Source organism: Acinetobacter higginsii (assembly GCF_000369845.1).
GTDB classification, from domain to species: domain Bacteria; phylum Pseudomonadota; class Gammaproteobacteria; order Pseudomonadales; family Moraxellaceae; genus Acinetobacter; species Acinetobacter higginsii.
Window position 1 is genome coordinate 431,213 of record NZ_KB850215.1, and the last position, 17,118, is coordinate 448,330.

General features: G+C 41.4%; 14 protein-coding genes. 8 read left to right on the plus strand and 6 right to left on the minus strand.

Annotated features, from left to right (window positions below; translation table 11 throughout):
* Nucleotides 1-590: 590 nt before the first annotated feature.
* From F885_RS07610 to F885_RS07595, 4 genes are all read left to right on the plus strand, one after another.
* Nucleotides 591-1,853: a putative DNA modification/repair radical SAM protein gene (locus F885_RS07610; RefSeq protein ID WP_005317916.1), complete on the plus strand. Its 1,263-nt coding sequence runs from the start codon at nt 591-593 to the stop codon at nt 1,851-1,853.
* A 2-nt stretch (nt 1,854-1,855) separates the two neighbouring features.
* Nucleotides 1,856-2,647 (plus strand): TIGR03915 family putative DNA repair protein, encoded by a 792-nt coding sequence (locus F885_RS07605; RefSeq protein WP_005317919.1) that lies wholly within the window; start codon nt 1,856-1,858, stop codon nt 2,645-2,647.
* 131 nt (nt 2,648-2,778) lie between these two features.
* Nucleotides 2,779-3,195 carry a lysozyme inhibitor LprI family protein gene (locus F885_RS07600; protein ID WP_005317922.1) on the plus strand — a complete coding sequence of 139 codons (417 nt, stop codon included), beginning with the start codon at nt 2,779-2,781 and terminating at the stop codon, nt 3,193-3,195.
* Between the two features lie 111 nt (nt 3,196-3,306).
* Nucleotides 3,307-4,407 carry an HPP family protein gene (locus F885_RS07595; protein ID WP_005317924.1) on the plus strand — a complete coding sequence of 367 codons (1,101 nt, stop codon included), beginning with the start codon at nt 3,307-3,309 and terminating at the stop codon, nt 4,405-4,407.
* Nucleotides 4,408-4,479: 72 nt separating this feature from the next.
* Here F885_RS07595 and F885_RS07590 read toward each other — a convergent pair whose 3' ends face one another.
* A complete protein-coding gene (locus F885_RS07590; protein ID WP_004804053.1) occupies nt 4,480-4,749 on the minus strand; it encodes a PspC domain-containing protein in 270 nt (89 codons plus the stop codon).
* A 345-nt stretch (nt 4,750-5,094) separates the two neighbouring features.
* On the opposite strand from F885_RS07590, the gene F885_RS07585 reads away from it, so the two are divergent.
* The gene (locus F885_RS07585; RefSeq protein ID WP_004804055.1) at nt 5,095-5,769 is read left to right on the plus strand and encodes a hypothetical protein; all 675 of its coding nucleotides are present in this window, start codon (nt 5,095-5,097) and stop codon (nt 5,767-5,769) included.
* A gap of 60 nt (nt 5,770-5,829) precedes the next feature.
* Here the strand turns inward: F885_RS07585 and F885_RS07580 are convergent, their stop codons facing one another.
* Nucleotides 5,830-7,653, minus strand: a complete 1,824-nt coding sequence (locus F885_RS07580; protein WP_004804056.1) for an acyl-CoA dehydrogenase C-terminal domain-containing protein — start codon at nt 7,651-7,653, stop codon at nt 5,830-5,832.
* Nucleotides 7,654-7,892: 239 nt separating this feature from the next.
* Between F885_RS07580 and F885_RS07575 the strand changes: the two genes are divergently transcribed.
* Nucleotides 7,893-10,217 carry a hypothetical protein gene (locus tag F885_RS07575; RefSeq protein ID WP_005317930.1) on the plus strand — a complete coding sequence of 775 codons (2,325 nt, stop codon included), beginning with the start codon at nt 7,893-7,895 and terminating at the stop codon, nt 10,215-10,217.
* 59 nt (nt 10,218-10,276) lie between these two features.
* Here F885_RS07575 and aroE read toward each other — a convergent pair whose 3' ends face one another.
* Together aroE and pdxR are read right to left on the minus strand one after the other, a co-directional pair.
* The gene (gene aroE, locus F885_RS07570) at nt 10,277-11,065 is read right to left on the minus strand and encodes a shikimate dehydrogenase (protein WP_005317933.1); all 789 of its coding nucleotides are present in this window, start codon (nt 11,063-11,065) and stop codon (nt 10,277-10,279) included.
* 60 nt (nt 11,066-11,125) lie between these two features.
* Nucleotides 11,126-12,607, minus strand: coding sequence for a MocR-like pyridoxine biosynthesis transcription factor PdxR (pdxR, locus tag F885_RS07565; RefSeq protein WP_005317935.1), 1,482 nt, complete (start codon nt 12,605-12,607; stop codon nt 11,126-11,128).
* 114 nt (nt 12,608-12,721) lie between these two features.
* Between pdxR and F885_RS07560 the strand changes: the two genes are divergently transcribed.
* The gene (locus F885_RS07560; protein WP_005317938.1) at nt 12,722-13,177 is read left to right on the plus strand and encodes a GNAT family N-acetyltransferase; all 456 of its coding nucleotides are present in this window, start codon (nt 12,722-12,724) and stop codon (nt 13,175-13,177) included.
* Between the two features lie 41 nt (nt 13,178-13,218).
* Here F885_RS07560 and hemF read toward each other — a convergent pair whose 3' ends face one another.
* Nucleotides 13,219-14,160: an oxygen-dependent coproporphyrinogen oxidase gene (gene hemF, locus F885_RS07555; RefSeq protein ID WP_005317940.1), complete on the minus strand. Its 942-nt coding sequence runs from the start codon at nt 14,158-14,160 to the stop codon at nt 13,219-13,221.
* A gap of 131 nt (nt 14,161-14,291) precedes the next feature.
* Complete coding sequence (gene ribA, locus F885_RS07550; protein ID WP_004804065.1) at nt 14,292-14,894, minus strand: GTP cyclohydrolase II; 603 nt, start codon at nt 14,892-14,894, stop codon at nt 14,292-14,294.
* Between the two features lie 306 nt (nt 14,895-15,200).
* Here ribA and dxs point away from each other — a divergent pair, with 306 nt between their 5' ends.
* Nucleotides 15,201-17,093 carry a 1-deoxy-D-xylulose-5-phosphate synthase gene (dxs, locus tag F885_RS07545; RefSeq protein ID WP_005317943.1) on the plus strand — a complete coding sequence of 631 codons (1,893 nt, stop codon included), beginning with the start codon at nt 15,201-15,203 and terminating at the stop codon, nt 17,091-17,093.
* Nucleotides 17,094-17,118 lie beyond the last annotated feature (25 nt).

Genomic DNA, 17,118 nt, shown 5'->3' on the forward strand with positions numbered 1-17,118 from the left:
ATATTGATTTGGGCTGTGTTTAAAATGATGATTAGGCTAGGGACAACAACAGTAAATAAAAGGGCATAAGCCATAATGGAAAAGAAATGCAGCACTTGGTATTTTCGTAGTAACAGCTGCACAAAATAGGTTGGAAGAAAAACAAGAATGAAATAGATCAATGCAATGTACAGGACAACCAAGAGTATCTCATAGAATACTTTGAATATTTCTATGGAAAAGTAATGATCAGGTGCAAAAAAAACGACCAATATAAAATAGATGGGAATACCTGCATAGAAGGGTGTTTGGATCAAACAGCGCCAAATTTGTGCTTTGCTGACAATAAGTTTTTGAATGAATGGTTGCGCAAGTTTTTGAAGTATGGGGTTCATTCTGTTTTAATCTTTATTTATTTCAATTGCTTATATTTAGGTTGTAGAGTTAATCAAGCTATTGCATTGAATGATCTTAATTTTTGATCATAACAAATCCTCGATTCACAACTATACGTCAGCTCATGACGTATTGCATCTCACATGCTCTTAATTTCACAACTTTGAAATGTTAATTTTTAAACGATATTCTCTGTTTTCTTCAGGTCGTTTGAAATGTCTGATCGCATTCGTGAAAAACTCCAGATTCTTGCGGACGCTGCCAAATATGATGTGTCCTGTTCCTCTAGTGGCAGTGACCGTAAAAATAAAGACAAAGGTCTAGGTGATGCAAGTCGGGCAGGGATTTGTCATAGCTATACCGAGGATGGACGCTGTGTTTCCTTGCTGAAAATTCTATTTAGCAATGTCTGTATTTTTGATTGCGCCTATTGTGTGTCGCGCCGTTCCAATGATGTGAAACGGGCTGCATTTACTGTACAGGAAGTGGTTGACCTGACCATTAATTTCTATCGCCGTAATTATATCGAAGGGCTATTTCTGAGCTCAGGTATTTTCAAGTCAGCCGACCACACTATGGAGCGCATGCTGCAGGTGGTCAAGAAACTACGCCTGGAAGAAAATTTTAATGGTTATATTCATCTTAAAACCATTCCGGGAGCTTCACCTGAATTGATTCATGAAGCGGGTCTGTATGCCGACCGAATGAGCATCAATCTGGAAATGCCAACCGAGGTCGGTTTAAAAGCCTTTGCCCCTGAAAAGTCGCATCAAGAAGTACAAAAAGATTTGGGGCTGGTTCGAGATCGCTTGATTCAGCTTAAAGATGAACGTCAGATTATCAAGCATGTGCCGAAATATGTCCCCGCAGGGCAGACTACGCAGATGGTGGTGGGAGCGCATCAGGAAACGGATCAAGATGTGCTGTTTATGGCAGATCGACATTACAAAGAATTTAAATTAAAACGGGTCTATTTCTCAGGCTATATTCCGATTAATACCGAGAATAATTATTTGCCTGCGGTTGGCTCTGCACCACCGTTGCTACGAGAAAATCGGCTTTATCAAAGTGATTGGTTGATGCGTTTTTATGGTTTTCAGGTCAATGAAATTGTGAATGAGCGATTCCCACATTTGGATTTGGATGTCGACCCGAAACTCAGTTGGGCATTGCGGCATCCAGAGCATTTTCCTGTGGATTTAAATCGTGCTGATTACGCCATGATTTTGCGTGTGCCGGGTATCGGGGTGAAATCAGCCAAGAAAATTGTACAGGCGCGTCGTTTTGGCAAAATCCACATCGACCTGTTAAAACAGTTAGGTGTCGCTTATTCTCGTGCACAATATTTTATTCGTTGTGAAGACAGTCCTCGCTTTCAGAAAGAACTTTCAGCTGGCTTTATTCGTCAGCAGATTTTGACCCAAGGCTCATCTAAATATATCAAGCCGCTTTCACCTCAGTTGAGTTTAGGGTTTTAACAATGTTGAATAAGCAACTGAGCTATTATTTTGATGGTTCAATGGCAGGCTTGCTAAGCTGCGTATTTCGTGCCTTTCAGTTTAAAGAGTTTCAGGTGCAGCTCAGTTTATTGGATGGCGCACAACATGGCTTGTTTTCTGAAGTCATTGAGGTTCCGAGTCATGAGCAATATGCACAACGGGTTTGGTCTGCTTTACAACGAAAACTGTCTAAAGCTGCATTAAAGCAGATTTATTTTGCTTTTCTATCTGAGTCACTTGATGCCTACCAGCATGTATTTAATTACTGTATTTATGTCTTTCAACAGCAGCATTCTATAGAAAAAGACTATTTACATCCGAGTGTGTTGGCCATTTCTCAATGGACCAAAAAAGTAGGGCGTGAAAAGCATCGGATGGAGGCTTTTGTACGGTTTAAGAAAACCACAGATGGGCTATTTTTAAGTTTAGTTCGTCCCGATTTTAATGTATTGCCTTTGATTCAGCCGCATTTTAGGCGTCGTTATCAGGATCAACGTTGGCTGATTTATGATGAGCAACGTAAATATGGACTCTATTATGATCTGCTCGATGTCCATGAAGTCTATATGGATGCAAATGAGATCGATCGCAATATTCAAAATGGCGGTAGCCAAAACTTCCAGTTGCAGCTTGATGAGCAGGAAGTTTTATACGATCAGCTTTGGAAAGATTATTTTAATAGTATCAATATTAAAGCACGCCAAAATATCAAATTACATGTGCAATATCTGCCGAAACGTTATTGGCGTTATCTCAATGAAAAATTCATTTGAGGTGATTTCTGTTTTTTGAAAAATGGATGTCATGGTGACCAATATTCGTAGAGTATGGGAGCATAAAAATCAGTATGAGCGTGATTTTTTGATTATGATAAAAAATATGAGAACAACAAAAGAGCAGATCCATGACTAAATTAATGTTCACCGTTGTAGTGTTTGCAATGACGTGTTTGAGCGCTCATGCTTTTGCCAAAGTACAGGATAAAACCACTGATCCCTATAGCCAATGTGTTGACGAAACCATTCAAGAATTAAAGTTGGGTAACATCAATAATGCAGTGGTGGAAATCTGTAGTACAAGGGCTAAAACACTCTATACCAAACAGATCGTACAATTGCTGGATCAAATTAAAATTCAGAGCATGCAATATAAGCAGCCTGAACGATATAACGACATTATGAAATCGCAGCAACTCTGGAAAAATTTTGTGGATCAAGAGTGCCGTAATGCAGGTGCTTATATCGGCTCACCGATGTATGAGTTCTGCCCGATGCAAAAATATGCAGAGCGATTGGAGCAGCTAAAAGAATATTTAAATTGAGCTTGAGCAGCTTTTATCATGATTTAAAACTGTAATTTAAATACACCTTAAGCCTGAGTAGGCGTATACTGCTGCATCGAGTAGAACCACGCAAATCCAGCAAGGTGCATTGTGAGCTTGACCCAATCAGACTGGCTAAATTTTCTAAAACCGAATTATAAAGTCCTGCCTTTAAAAGAGAGGATGCTCTCTGGTCTCGGGGCTTTATGTGGTTTGGCGATTTCCTCCTTGATTAGCTGGTATGTCCTAGGTGGCATGAATGCGTGGTATATCGCCCCGATGGGTGCATCTTCTGTGCTGCTATTTGCAGTCCCCAACAGTCCGTTGGCGCAGCCTTGGAATGTTATTGTGGGGAATACACTGGCAGGATTCATTGGTGTTGCCTGTACGCAATATCTGCCTGATCTGACCAGTGCTTTTAGTGTTGCTGTTGGATTGGCAATTTTTGTGATGATGACCACAGACTCCTTGCATCCACCAAGTGGCGCAGTTGCGATTACTGCTGTCTTAGGAGGCGAAGCTGTACACCGCTTAGGTTTTCATTTTATCTTGTATCCAGTTCTGCTTAATTCGATTTTATTGCTTGTGTTTGCAGTGTTTTTTAATCGTTTGATTGGCCGTCATTATCCAATCACAGCACATGTAAATGAGCGATCTAAAGACCCGACACCCACCCAGAAAGTCTCAATTCAACCAAAAGATATTGAATATGCGCTTGAGCATCACACTGAGCTATTGGATATTAGTCAGTACGATTTAGAAAAAATCATTTTAGAAGCACAATCGCATGCCAACGAGCGCTTGATTAACTCATTCGTTTGCCAAGATATTATGAGCCGAGATGTGATTAAACTGCATGAGCATGATGATATTCATCAGGCCTTAGATAAGTTTAAAGCCGTGAATTTAATGAGTTTACCAGTCGTCAATGCCGATGAGCATTTGGTTGGGACATTGGCCTTATATGAAGTGGTGGAGTGGTTTAAAGGTGCAACAGATCCACGAAACTCTTGGCAGCACTATGTCAGACAGATTATGAGCCATAAAGTTGTGACAGTAAGTCCGTTACAACCGATTCAGGATTTGGTGCCGTATTTTGTCGAGAAATCATTTAACTATATTCCTGTAGTTGAGGAACATCGTTTAATCGGGATTATCAGTCGTGCCGATATGATTGCGGCCTTGCAACAGCAGTTGAATCGACAGGTCTGAATTTAGATAAAAAAAAGCTACGGTTGGATTAGGGGTAATTTCAACCGTAGCGACCAAAAAGGTAACCGAAAATTAACGTTTTATGCCTTGGTCTTCATACACTGTTTTTACAGGTTGTGAATAGCCTTGTACGTGATCAATACGCGCTTGCTGCTGTTTCGGAATGACCAGCCATAAAATCAGATACACCAAAATACCCGGGAAGGCTGCACTCATGAGTGAGATCACAACAAAGATCAGACGTAATAAATTTGCGTTCCAACCAAATCGTTCCGCAATACCGCCCATTACACCAGCGATCATGCTTTGTTGGTTTGAGCGATATAAACCAGAGTTGGCCATCGAGTTTTTCTCCTTAAATTCATGAAACAACAGTGAAAATAATAAATAGTGTTAGTTTGAGCTGCTGTTAATTAAGAAATAGGGGCGAACTGCTCTTTTTAAAGTTTAAACAGATGGGAGATTAGTTAAGTTGTGTAAATCATTGATGGAAAAACCGACAGCATCGCCTAAAATGCACCGAATTAAAGCATCCTGCTTTGTCAATTTACTATTTCAGTCCTATCGCATTGGCTATTACCCTTTTGGGGAATAGACGAACATTTAAATGATCCCTATATTTTCCGAAGTTTAGGACGAGTTCATGAAAAGCACGCGATAATGATGTTGATGTTAGAGATTTAGGATATGCAGTTCAGGTTATTCTTACAGCATGTTAGTGTAGGACTTCTATTGATTTTGGGTTTGAGTGCTTGTGATAGCCATCATCCAGAACCAGTAAAGCAACAACCCCAGACGCAACCGAGTGGTGAAACGAGTGAAGTGCTTGCAGATGAACAAGAAGAACAGCTTGCATCTGACGCGCAAGGGCTATCGCTAACCCAAGTAGCAGGCCAAGCAACATTGCCGTATTCTGCGGACCGTAAAAATAATTTGAGTAAACCTTCAGAAGCCGATTTGGTGTATGCGGGTCGTTATCATGCACGTATCCCTTGTAGTGATGCCTTTGCAGGCTGTGTCAATAATGAGAAAGAAGCAGAATATATCCTGAATTTAATGGATGATGGTTCTGTGTTCTGGACCAATACCAGTTTTAGCCGCCTTGGCTCAGATCCGTCACGTAATATTGCCAAGATTGAGCAGACCTGTAAGCAAGTACAGTGGCATGTGCATAAAGAACTGAATGAAATTATGATTCGCTGTGATGCTGCGGATGTTAACTTGTATTATCAAGTGAGTCCGAATCAAGACTTGGTGATGGATCTGGATAAGATCTGGAATGGCGATAATGGGCGGAATCGTAAGTTCTTTAAAGAGTATCCATTCCCAGAACAAGCCTATGTATTTAAGAAAGTTGATTAAATAATCTGTATTCAAAATAAAAAAGAGCGCATTTAGCGCTCTTTTTTATTGCAGTTCCGATTAGTAATCGAAGCTGAAGTGTTCAGGTGCAAGTGAAGTCAAAGTGCGAGAGGTTGATACCATAGATTCTGCATGACCTTGCGCACGTGGCAATAGACGGTCGAAGTAGAAATCTGCAACTTTGATTTTTGCTTTATAGAATTCAGGTGTTTCGATTCCGTCACCCGCTTCTAATTTCTCAGAAGCAACCACTGCTTGTTGCGCCCAGAAATAAGCCATCATCACATAGCCAGAGAACATCAAGAAATCAACCGACGCTGAAGAAACGATGTCACGGTCTTTACGTGCAGCAAGCATGATACGGACAGTTAGGGTATTCCATTGTGCGCAAAGCTTAGTTAAGTCCCAAGCAAAACGACGAAGGTACTTGTTACGTGCATGTGCAGCACAGAACTTCAAGATTTCAGCAGTATAGTCACGAACGACTTTACCTTTTGAGCTTAAAAGTACTTTACGGCCAATCAAGTCCAGTGCTTGAATGCCTGTCGTACCTTCATACAAGGTTGAGATACGCGCATCACGTGCGATTTGTTCCATACCCCATTCACGGATATAGCCATGACCGCCGTATACTTGCATACCGTGGTTTGCAGCTTCTAAGCCAAGTTCAGTTAAGAAGCCTTTAAGAATCGGTGTATAGAAACCAAGTTTGTCATCATAAGCTTCATACGCTGCTTGATCGCCACTTACCAATGCATCTGTCATTTTGTCTGCAAGTTTAGCAGCATGATAGATCATTGAACGACCGCCTTCAGCAATTGCTTTTTGCGTTAACAACATACGACGAACATCAGCGTGATGAATAATCGCATCACCGACGCGCTCAGGTTCTTTTTTACCAGAAAGGGCACGCATAGACATACGATCTTTCGCATAAGGTAAAGCACCTTGGAAAGAAAGTTCAGCATGTGCAATACCTTGAACTGCTGTACCGATACGCGCAGTGTTCATAAAGGTAAACATTGCATGTAAACCCTTGTTGATTTCACCGATCAGATAACCTGTTGCATTGTCAAAGTTAAGCACTGCAGTTGCAGAAGCTTTGATCCCCATCTTGTGTTCGATTGAACCACAAGAAACAGTATTACGTTCACCTACACCACCATCCGCAGTTGGAATGAATTTAGGTACGATGAATAAAGAGATACCACGAGTACCTGCTGGTGCATCTGGAAGACGCGCAAGTACGATGTGAATAATGTTATCTGTTAAATCGTGCTCACCTGCAGAGATGAAGATTTTAGTACCAGAAATTTTGTATGTACCATCAGCAGCAGGTTCTGCTTTAGTTTTAACTTGCCCCAAGTCTGTACCACATTGCGGTTCAGTTAAGCACATCGTGCCTGACCAAGTCCCTTCAACCAATTTAGGCATATAGGTATTTTTTTGCTCATCTGTACCAAACTGCATGATCGTGTTCATACAGCCAGTACTTAAACCCGGATACATGGTGAATGACCAGTTAGCTGTCCCCATCATCTCAGATTTGATCAGGTTTAAAGACATTGGTAAGCCTTGACCACCAAACTCTTCTGGATAAGAAAGACCTTGCCAACCACCCATGACGAATTGGTCATAAGCTTCTTTAAAACCTTTTGGTGTTGTCACTTCGCCGTTGTTAAAGGTACAACCTTCTTCATCACCTGATTGATTGAGCGGAGAAAGTACGTTTTCGCAATAATCTGCTGCACCTTCAAGAATCATATCAACCGTTTCAGCATCCGCATTTTGACCACTTGTCAAAGTTTGGTAATGTGCTGGATAATCTAACATTTCGTTCATTAAGAAACGAATGTCACGGAGCGGGGCTTTATAAGCTGGCATAATCTTAATCCTGTATTTGAATCATTTTGGATTATCTGTTTCGATACTTTGATTATTCACAATGGTGATAAAAATACATTGATAACCACTAGGGAAAAGAATGTCAGAAAAGCGAATTTCCTAAAAGGAAGATTTGTAAAAAAATCACTTTTCTATTGGTCTCAAAACTGATTTTAAACGTGAAAAGTACTCAATTTTATACTTGAAAATATAATGATATAAAGGTGTTTGGTAAAGCTATGCGTATAAAATATTTAACTTTATGCTTAATGGGTCTGAGTCTTTCGGCATGTTCACAACATGTCATTAAAACCAATACAGCTTCGACCAATCTGGAACAGAAGGCAATCAATAGTATTAATGCGATGTATGAATATCCAAGCTATGATTACCGTGGCAAATTTAATATTCATGTTGAACCACAGCAAAATAACACAAATACCAAAGCAGACAATGCACCTTTAGATGCAGCGCTCAAGCAAAAGGTTGATCAATATTTACGAGATCAAAAGGTCAATTTAAACAGTAAACAGAAACAGGCGCTGTATGTTGCGCTTGCACAAGAACAAAAAAGCTATGGTCAGACCAAGGTGGATAAGTTCACCCAAATCGTGGCCAATGTTCTGAATGACATGCAATTTGAATATGATGGTTCAGTGCATTATCGTCAGAAAATGGGTTCATTTAATTTAACCGCACGTTATGAAAAACCAACTTTATTGGTTCAAGCTAAAGTGCCGATGGTATTAGATTTAAATAACTATAAGTTTTATATCAATTACTTTGCTTTGATGCCGTATTTGGTCAATAAAGATAGTCAAAATAATCTGGCGTATTTAGATTTTTCCAAGTATCAGGATATGTTCAAGCAAGTCGATTACAAGAAATTTGCTGAATATGTGAAAGCTTCTGGCGCCGTCTATTATCGTCTTGCAGATCAAAATAACATTCAAGCCTTACCAGTTTCTTCTGCTGATCAAGCAGCCGGTGTGGTCGAGAAGATTCGGTTAAAAAGCTCGATTGAAGAGCTGATTTTACAAGCGAATTTGTATAGCAAAGTCAATGAAAAATACTTCATGCAAAGTGTTCTCAATATTAAAGAAGAGAATCTTGAAAAACTGATTGCCAATGAAGTTGATGCTGCAAGTTCATCTAAATCAGGAAAAACCGCTTCATTGTTGGATAAAAAAGATTCGGCTGATGATGCCAGTGTGGTTAGCCAAGAACTGTATCGGTTGGTGAATAAACATTTTGGTGTGGAGGATGCCGAAGAAGATTATGCCGATGAGAGCGCAGATGCGGCGGAAGATGTAACACAAGCAGCGCAGAAGGCCTATGCCGAGGCTGCTGCGGATAGTACGGTCGATGCCACAGTCGCTGAAGACGAGCAGGCAGGTTTAACCGAGGAGCAATGTACAGCCCTGCAAAATACGCCAAAAACCACATATGGCGATGCGCAGTATTGCCAAAGTATGTATGACATTGATGTCTTTGGTGAGCAGAAAGCAGAATCTGGTTTCTTGAGTTATATCACTAAATTACAAGCGGTCGAAAAACAGTTTGCTGCATATGATCAAAATCAATTTATTGATGATCAGGCCTTTAAAGCGCTTTGGATCAAGCACCAAGCGGATATTGCAAAAGCTTTGCCACCAGTTGAAAAACGCAATCCATTTGTTATGGATGTCGGCTTGGATGCCCAAGGTCGTGCGGTTAAACTCGATTATGATTTGAACTATGGCTTATCTGAATTGAAGTCACGTTTTAGTGTCAAAGCCGATATGTTGATTTCAAATTATGGCAAAGCCACCCCAATTGATCAGGCACAATTGAAACGCGCGAAGAGTTGGTCAGAAGCAAGCAAAGGCTCGATGTTGGAACAAGCAGTGAATAGCTTCTCTGAGAAATTAGGTCAAGCAGGGGTTCAAGAACGTTCAGCAGAACCATATACCATGACTTTGGAAGATCAACTCAAAGTCATTGCGGAACAACGCTATGATGCAACGCATGCCTATGATCAAACCTATAAAGCGGTATTTATTGCCAAACTAACGGAAAGCACACCACAGGTTGTACAGCGTTCTTCAAGCCAGGAGCTGCAAGAAATTGCCACTGTATATGCATACTGGTATGCCAATGAAGAGGTTTATAATCCAAAAGGGAAAGCCCTGCAAAGCATAGAAGCTTTGCAGAAGAAACATCATCTTGAAAATGAAGATCAGTTTGATGACAAATTGGGTCAAGCAGTGAATCGTATTGTATTGGATGCTATGCGTGGTGATACAGATCGCCAAGCGTGGAAAAAGCTACAAGCGCAGTATAAGCAGCCACAGCAGTTATTTGCCAAACAATATCAAATCCAGTTCGAACAAGAGAATGGCGCTTCAAGTGAGGAAAAAGTCTTACTTGGACAAACCGCAAATATCTTAGGGCAAGTGTATGTGGATGCCCGTAAGAATAAATTGTCTGAAAAATCAATTCAGTCTTTAAAAATCGAGCATAACGAATTTATTGATTATGAGATTTTCAAAGAGGTGTATCAGAAGATGCTGACAGTTAAATAATTTCTTTATCCCAATAAAAAACCTGCAAAGTGCAGGTTTTTTATTTTGGGCTTTGGCGATTATAAAAAGTCTTTTAGTTCTGGTTTTACCCCATTCCAGATCGAGAATGCTTCAATCGCTTGACCGACCAGCATACCGAAACCATCAGTAGATGGAATTTGGCGTTGTTTGGCCTGATCTAGAAAGCTAGATGGTTTGCCATAAGCCATTTCATAAGCGTGATGGAACACTAAACTTTCAGGCAGTTGTAGGACATCACCTGTTAAGCTCGCAGATGTCGCATTAATCACAACATCAAACTCACCAGCGAGTTGGTCTAAGCCTGTTACTTTAAGTTCTGCGTGCGGCACAGCATCTTTTAAATCGTCAACGAGTTGCTCAGCACGGGTAAGGGTACGATTAGCGATCATAATCAGTTTTGCGCCTGCCTGTACCAAAGGGTAGATGACACCGCGGGTTGCACCGCCAGCCCCTAAAATTAAAATACGACTCTCTTTTAGTTCCCAGCCCAATGCCTGAATTGCTGCAACTAAGCCTTGACCATCGGTATTATCGCCATACAGTTTGCCGTCCTGCATCCACAACGTATTGACAGCTTTGGCGATCTTGGCGCGTTCAGTCAATTGGTCGCAAAGAACAAAGGCTTGTTCTTTAAACGGTACAGTCACATTCATACCTACACCATTGTGTGCAAAGAAATCTTTGGCAACACTTTCAAAGCCATCTAAGGGTGCAAGGATTTTTTTATAGTGTAGATCGACCCCAGTTTTTGCTGCGAATGCATGGTGAAGTTCAGGTGAGCGGGATTGTTCAATCGGATTTCCAATTACAGCAAATTGTTTGGTCATTGTGCGACGATTAACTGAAGAAAATAGCTGAAGTGTATAAAGTTATTGATCTGATCGCAATCAGATCATGGATACTTTGATGGCTTCAGCCAGCTTTTGGATATTGCGCCAAATTTCATCAGGTTGATGCGCCGCATAACCAAATAAGACTGCGCTTTGGGAAGCATCAGTTTGGCAATATCGAGAAAGGGGTTGAACCGCCAAATCAACATTTAAGCAGTAAGCAATAAATTCTTGTTCCGTCCAATCTGGATTTAACCAACAGAGTAAATGAATGCCAGAGTCTGTAGGCTGAATCGTTAAAATATCTGCAAGATAGGTCTGGATCGCGTGAATCAAGACCTGTTGACGTTCATAACATGCTTTACGAATTTTGCGAACATGCCGTGCGTAATGGCCTTCTTGGATAAAAAGGCTTAAAGCAACTTGTTCTAAATAAGAACATTGGCTGTCGATTTGCTTCTTTGCAAGACTAAATAGCTCGATTAATGCCTCTGGTATCACCATAAAGCCTAAGCGAAACTCGGGGAACATCATTTTGGAAAATGTTCCTGAGTAAATCACACGTTGCTGATGATCTAATCCTTGTAGGGCTTGAATAGCACGAGAGCCGTAACGAAACTCACTATTATAGTCATCTTCAAAAATCCATTTTTGCTGTTGCGCAGCCCACTCCAACAGCATTAAACGGCGCTTTAAACTTAATGTACCGCCTAATGGAAAATGGTGTGAGGGTGTTGTATAAATCAATTTACTTTGTGCATGATTTTGAATGATGTCTGGAATATTCATCCCTTCATCATCACTTAAAATAGGTTGTGTTTTTGCCCCAAAACTCTGAAAAACTGCTAAAGCTGCATCATAACCAGGTTCATCCATGCAGACCTGATCCTGCTTCTGCAATAAGGCGAAAGCGGTTAAATGGATCGCTTGTTGGGTGCCGTTCACAATCAAAATTTGTTGTGTTGTGCAATTCAAGCCGCGTGTTGAACGAACATAGTTGCAAATTGCCTGTCGTAGAGCCAAGTAACCACGAGGGTCATGCGTTTGCCCCAATTGATGGTATGACTGCCGCCAAGCTCGGCCTAGGAGTTTCCCCCAAAGTCGGTGTGGGAAAAGATCAACACATCCGACTCCTACATGAAACACTCTTTTTTCTTGTGATGCTTGTTGTAATTGCCAAGTTTTAAGATGTTGTGCCAGATCTTGATTAATATCTAAGTTTTGAGCTGTTATTGAAGAATGAATGGTAGGTTGAGCTTGTGCTTGAATGAATTGGTCGGGGATGACTGCACTGACATAGGTTCCAGAACTCGGTTTGGTGATGAGATAACCTTCATCTAATAAGCGCTCTAATGCTGCTAAAACGGAATTACGAGAGATGGACATCATTTCTGCTAAAGCACGACTTGAAGGAAGCTTTGCTCCAGCATGCAGCCTGCCATCTAGAATGGCCGTATGTAAGGCCGTATATAAGGCGTCTTTAATGTTGCCTTGTGCTAAGACGAGATGGGGGAAATGAGCAACAGATGAACTTTTCATTTCGAGTAAACTGGTACTGTCAAATAGATCAAAACTGTACCTTATAAACCATCCACAATCAAAACTACACTACGAACTCTCATTTCCAAGACTATAAAATTTGAGGAAAACTTCATGCAGCATCGAGACATCCAAGTGATTCCTGTGCAACAAGATGACTATCAACAGTGGATACCCTTTTGGCTGGCCTATCAGAATTTTTACAAGGTGGAACTATCTATTGCCGTCACACAAACCACATGGCAACGTTTTTTTGACCAAACTGAGCCTGTCTATTGTGCAGTTGCAAAACAAGGAGATCAGCTTTTAGGTTTTGTACATTACGTTATTCATCGTTCAACTTGGGCGAAAAATAACTATTGTTATTTAGAAGATTTATTTGTTTCACCAGCACAAAGGGGGCAGTTGATCGGAAAGCAATTAATCGAATATGTGCAGCAACAAGCGAGGGAACATCAGTGTGATCGCTTATACTGGCATACACAGGAAACGAATCATACGGCACAGAAACTCTATGACTGGATTGCAGAAAGGCCAGGGATTATTGAGTATCGGATGCATTTAGATTAAGAAAAAAGCCAAAGCAGATGGTTGCTTTGGCTTTTAGATAGTTAGGCATTCAAACCTAACCAATCTCTAGGTTTTAGATAATAATCAGTGAGACGTTTCTCTGCTGAGTCCTCATCCCACTCAGGGCGATACGACCAACCTGCAAGATTTGGCAAACTCACCAAGATTGATTCGATACGACCACCAGTTTGTAAGCCAAACAAGGTACCGCGGTCATAAACCAAGTTATATTCAACATAACGACCACGACGATACAGTTGGAATTCACGCTGCGCTTCGGTATACGGCTGCTCACGGTGCTTTTCAAAAATCGGCAAGATCGCTGCTAAATAGCCATTGCCCACTGCTTGGATATATTTAAAGCAGGTTTCAAAGTCCCACTGATTTAAATCATCAAAGAATAAACCACCGACACCACGTTGTTCATCACGATGCTTTAGGTAGAAATAATCATCACACCATTGTTTGTGTTCAGCATAGACATTTTCGCCAAAAGGCTGACATAAGTCATACGCGGTTTGATGCCAGTTTTGAACATCTTGCTCATCTGGATAAAATGGGGTTAAGTCAAAACCACCACCAAACCACCACACTGGATCTTGACCTTCAGGCTCAGCCACAAATAGGCGAACATTGGCATGTGAGGTTGGGATATTTGGATTTTTCGGATGAATTACCAAAGACACGCCCAGTGCCTGTGCTTTCGCCCCAGCAATTTGTGGATGACGTTCCGTCGCAGAGGCAGGAAGTTTACTGATATTGATGTGGGAGAACATGACCCCACCTTTTTCAATCACTTCACCATTTTGCAAAACACGAGAGCGACCGCCGCCACCTTCGGCTCGTTGCCAATCATCAATGATAAATTCCGCGGTACCACCGCCTGCACGTTCCTGTTGCTCTAGTCCTGCACAAATCCGTGCCTGTAGATCGAGTAAAAATTCGCGAACACGTTGAATATCAACTGAAGTTGGATGCTGCATGATGATCCTCTGAAAGTGATCTAGGGATTGCTTATATCAAAACATAAAACCCATAAAAAAAGTAAGGGTTTTTTATTTTTTACAATAAAAACCCTTTAACTGATTTATTTTTAAACGTTTTGAAAAATGAATTAAAAGTCATCTTTTTTATAGAGATGATCCATACGCTCACGTTTGGTTTTTAAATATTGTTCATTGAAAGGATTGCGACCTACCGTTAATGGAACACGCTCAACCACATTGATGCCGAGATCAGTCAAGGCTTTTAATTTAAGCGGGTTATTGGTCAGTAGTTTCACTTCTTTAATCTGAAGGTGATCCAACATAATGCTGCACATATCATATCGACGCGCATCAGCAGGCAAGTTCAATAACAGGTTCGCATCAACCGTATCATGTCCTTGATCTTGCAAGGCATAAGCACGAATTTTATTGGTTAAACCGATACCACGGCCTTCTTGACGAAGATAAAGAATCACGCCTTGACCAGCTTCATTGATCAAGCTTTGTGTGGCTTGTAGTTGCGGTCCACAATCACATTTGAGTGAAGCGAAAGCATCGCCTGTTAAGCATTCTGAATGGATGCGCACGAGTACAGGCTGGTCTGGAGCTGTTTCTAAACCTTTAGATAGCGCCACATGTTCTTCACCTGTTGCAGGGTCTTGAAACACGGAAATATTGAAGTCACCAAAAGCGGTGGGGAGCTTTGATGTTGCAATAAATTCAATCGGCACAGAGAGCTCACTATGATAATAAAAACAGTTCGAGTATAGCCTAATGTTTGAAGATTGCGTGAACTGGAATTTCTGATTTTTCACATAACTTTTTCTTTTTCATACAAAGCACACAATAATGGTTGATAAACAGTGACATAATTCAGGATAATCTAAGGGTCATTCTTTAAAATTTGCATGAGAATGTTCAGCACTACATCATTCGCACGTGTGGCTGATTGAAGGTAGATCGTATTTAATTGTATGATTGCCCCCATTTAAAACCCAGCTTCGGACTTGCCAGGCTTAAAAAGGCTTTGCCACATTATGTTGTATACCGAAATTCCAACTCAACGCCCTGTTACGCCATTGTTAGATGGAATTGATCATCCGCAACAATTACGTCAGCTCGAGCAAAGCCAACTTGTACAAGTTGCAGATGAGTTACGTCAATATATTTTGTATGCAGCAGGGCAAAGTGGCGGTCACTTTGGTGCAAATTTAGGTGTAGTCGAACTGACTGTTGCGCTGCATTATTGCTTTAATACACCAGATGACCGTTTAGTGTGGGATGTGGGCCATCAAGCTTATCCTCATAAAGTGCTGACAGGTCGTCGTGATCGAATTACCACGATTCGTAGTAAAGATGGTTTAGCTGCATTTCCAGCGCGTGAAGAATCTGAGTTTGATACCTTTGGTGTTGGACATTCTTCGACTGCAATTTCGGCAGGTCTGGGTATGGCCTTAGCGCGTCGTTATCAGAACGATCCGTGCGATGTTGTGGCAATTGTGGGCGATGGTGCAATGACAGCGGGCATGGCTTTTGAAGCCATGAATGATGCGGTTGCGCATGATGCAGACTTGATCGTCGTCTTAAATGACAATGATATGTCGATCTCTTGTAGTACAGGTGGTTTTGCGAAACACTTGGCCGCGATTTGGGAAACAGGTCAATTGGTCAATGTAAATGAACAAGGCGAAGCCTATGTTCAACCGCATCCGAAGTGGACATATAACTCTCGTTTACACCAATCTGCGACAGATGCAGCTGATAATTTATTTAAAGCAATTGGTTTTGATTATTTTGGGCCATTTGATGGTCATGATGTGGATCAGTTGGCGCAAGTTTTCCATGCGCTTAAAAAGCGTAAAGGTCCACGTCTGGTTCATATTTATACGAAAAAAGGGAAAGGATTTGCGCCAGCGGAAGCCGATCCGATTACCTATCATGCCATTACCAAGATTGCTCCAGCAGCAGCACCCGTAAAAAAATCGCCTCCTAAGTACTCAGATGTCTTTGGGCAATGGTTATGTGATGAAGCAGCGCAAGATGATCGTTTACTCGCGATTACCCCAGCGATGTGTGAAGGCTCTGGCATGGTTCAATTTGCGCAGCAATATCCTGAGCGTTTCTTTGATGTTGCCATTGCAGAACAGCATGCAGTGACTTTAGCTGCAGGTATGGCATGTGAAGGTCTTAAACCTGTTGTTGCGATTTATTCAACTTTCTTGCAACGTGGTTATGATCAATTGATTCATGATGTTGCCTTGCAAAATCTGGATGTCACCTTTGGTATTGATCGAGCTGGTTTAGTGGGTGAAGATGGCCCAACCCATGCTGGTGCTTATGATTACGCCTATATGCGTACCGTACCTAACATGGTGATCATGGCACCGAAAGACGAAAACGAATGCCGCCAAATGCTGCATACCGCTTATCTCTACAAAGGGCCAACGGCAGTGCGCTATCCACGTGGGGTGGGTACAGGCGTTGAGATTCAACAGCAAATGACAGCGATGGAAATTGGTAAAGCTGAAATCGTTGCTGAATTTAATATGGATGCTGAACAGCAGATCAGTGTCCTTGCTTTTGGTAGTCGTGTTGCAGCATCGGTAGAAGCCGCTCAGCAATTTGCGAACAAACACTCGATGGGTGTGCGTGTGGTGAATATGCGCTTTGTGAAGCCTTTAGATGAGCAAATGCTTCGTGATTTGGCTCCAAAGACCCAACTGTTTGTAACGGTAGAAGAACATGCCGTGATGGCTGGTGCGGGGAGTGCTGTGAATGAGTTCTTAGCACATGCGAAGATTCTTAAGCCAATTTTGAATATTGGTTTGCCAGATAGCTTCTTACATCAGGCAACGCATCAGCAAATGTTGCAAGATTGTGGTTTAGATAGTCAGGGAATTTTAACTTCAATTGAGCAGGCTTGGTTTTAATCTATAAGCTCATGTAAAAGCGAAA

What these genes read in the sequence shown, in the direction of transcription:
- F885_RS07610 (WP_005317916.1), top strand. Translation starts at nt 591, where the DNA reads ATGTCTGATCGCATTCGTGAAAAACTCCAGATTCTTGCGGACGCTGCC.
- F885_RS07605 (WP_005317919.1), top strand. Translation starts at nt 1,856, where the DNA reads ATGTTGAATAAGCAACTGAGCTATTATTTTGATGGTTCAATGGCAGGC.
- F885_RS07600 (WP_005317922.1), top strand. Translation starts at nt 2,779, where the DNA reads ATGACTAAATTAATGTTCACCGTTGTAGTGTTTGCAATGACGTGTTTG.
- F885_RS07590 (WP_004804053.1), bottom strand. Translation starts at nt 4,749, where the DNA reads ATGGCCAACTCTGGTTTATATCGCTCAAACCAACAAAGCATGATCGCT.
- F885_RS07585 (WP_004804055.1), top strand. Translation starts at nt 5,095, where the DNA reads ATGCAGTTCAGGTTATTCTTACAGCATGTTAGTGTAGGACTTCTATTG.
- F885_RS07580 (WP_004804056.1), bottom strand. Translation starts at nt 7,653, where the DNA reads ATGCCAGCTTATAAAGCCCCGCTCCGTGACATTCGTTTCTTAATGAAC.
- F885_RS07575 (WP_005317930.1), top strand. Translation starts at nt 7,893, where the DNA reads ATGCGTATAAAATATTTAACTTTATGCTTAATGGGTCTGAGTCTTTCG.
- aroE (WP_005317933.1), bottom strand. Translation starts at nt 11,065, where the DNA reads ATGACCAAACAATTTGCTGTAATTGGAAATCCGATTGAACAATCCCGC.
- pdxR (WP_005317935.1), bottom strand. Translation starts at nt 12,607, where the DNA reads ATGAAAAGTTCATCTGTTGCTCATTTCCCCCATCTCGTCTTAGCACAA.
- F885_RS07560 (WP_005317938.1), top strand. Translation starts at nt 12,722, where the DNA reads ATGCAGCATCGAGACATCCAAGTGATTCCTGTGCAACAAGATGACTAT.
- hemF (WP_005317940.1), bottom strand. Translation starts at nt 14,160, where the DNA reads ATGCAGCATCCAACTTCAGTTGATATTCAACGTGTTCGCGAATTTTTA.
- dxs (WP_005317943.1), top strand. Translation starts at nt 15,201, where the DNA reads ATGTTGTATACCGAAATTCCAACTCAACGCCCTGTTACGCCATTGTTA.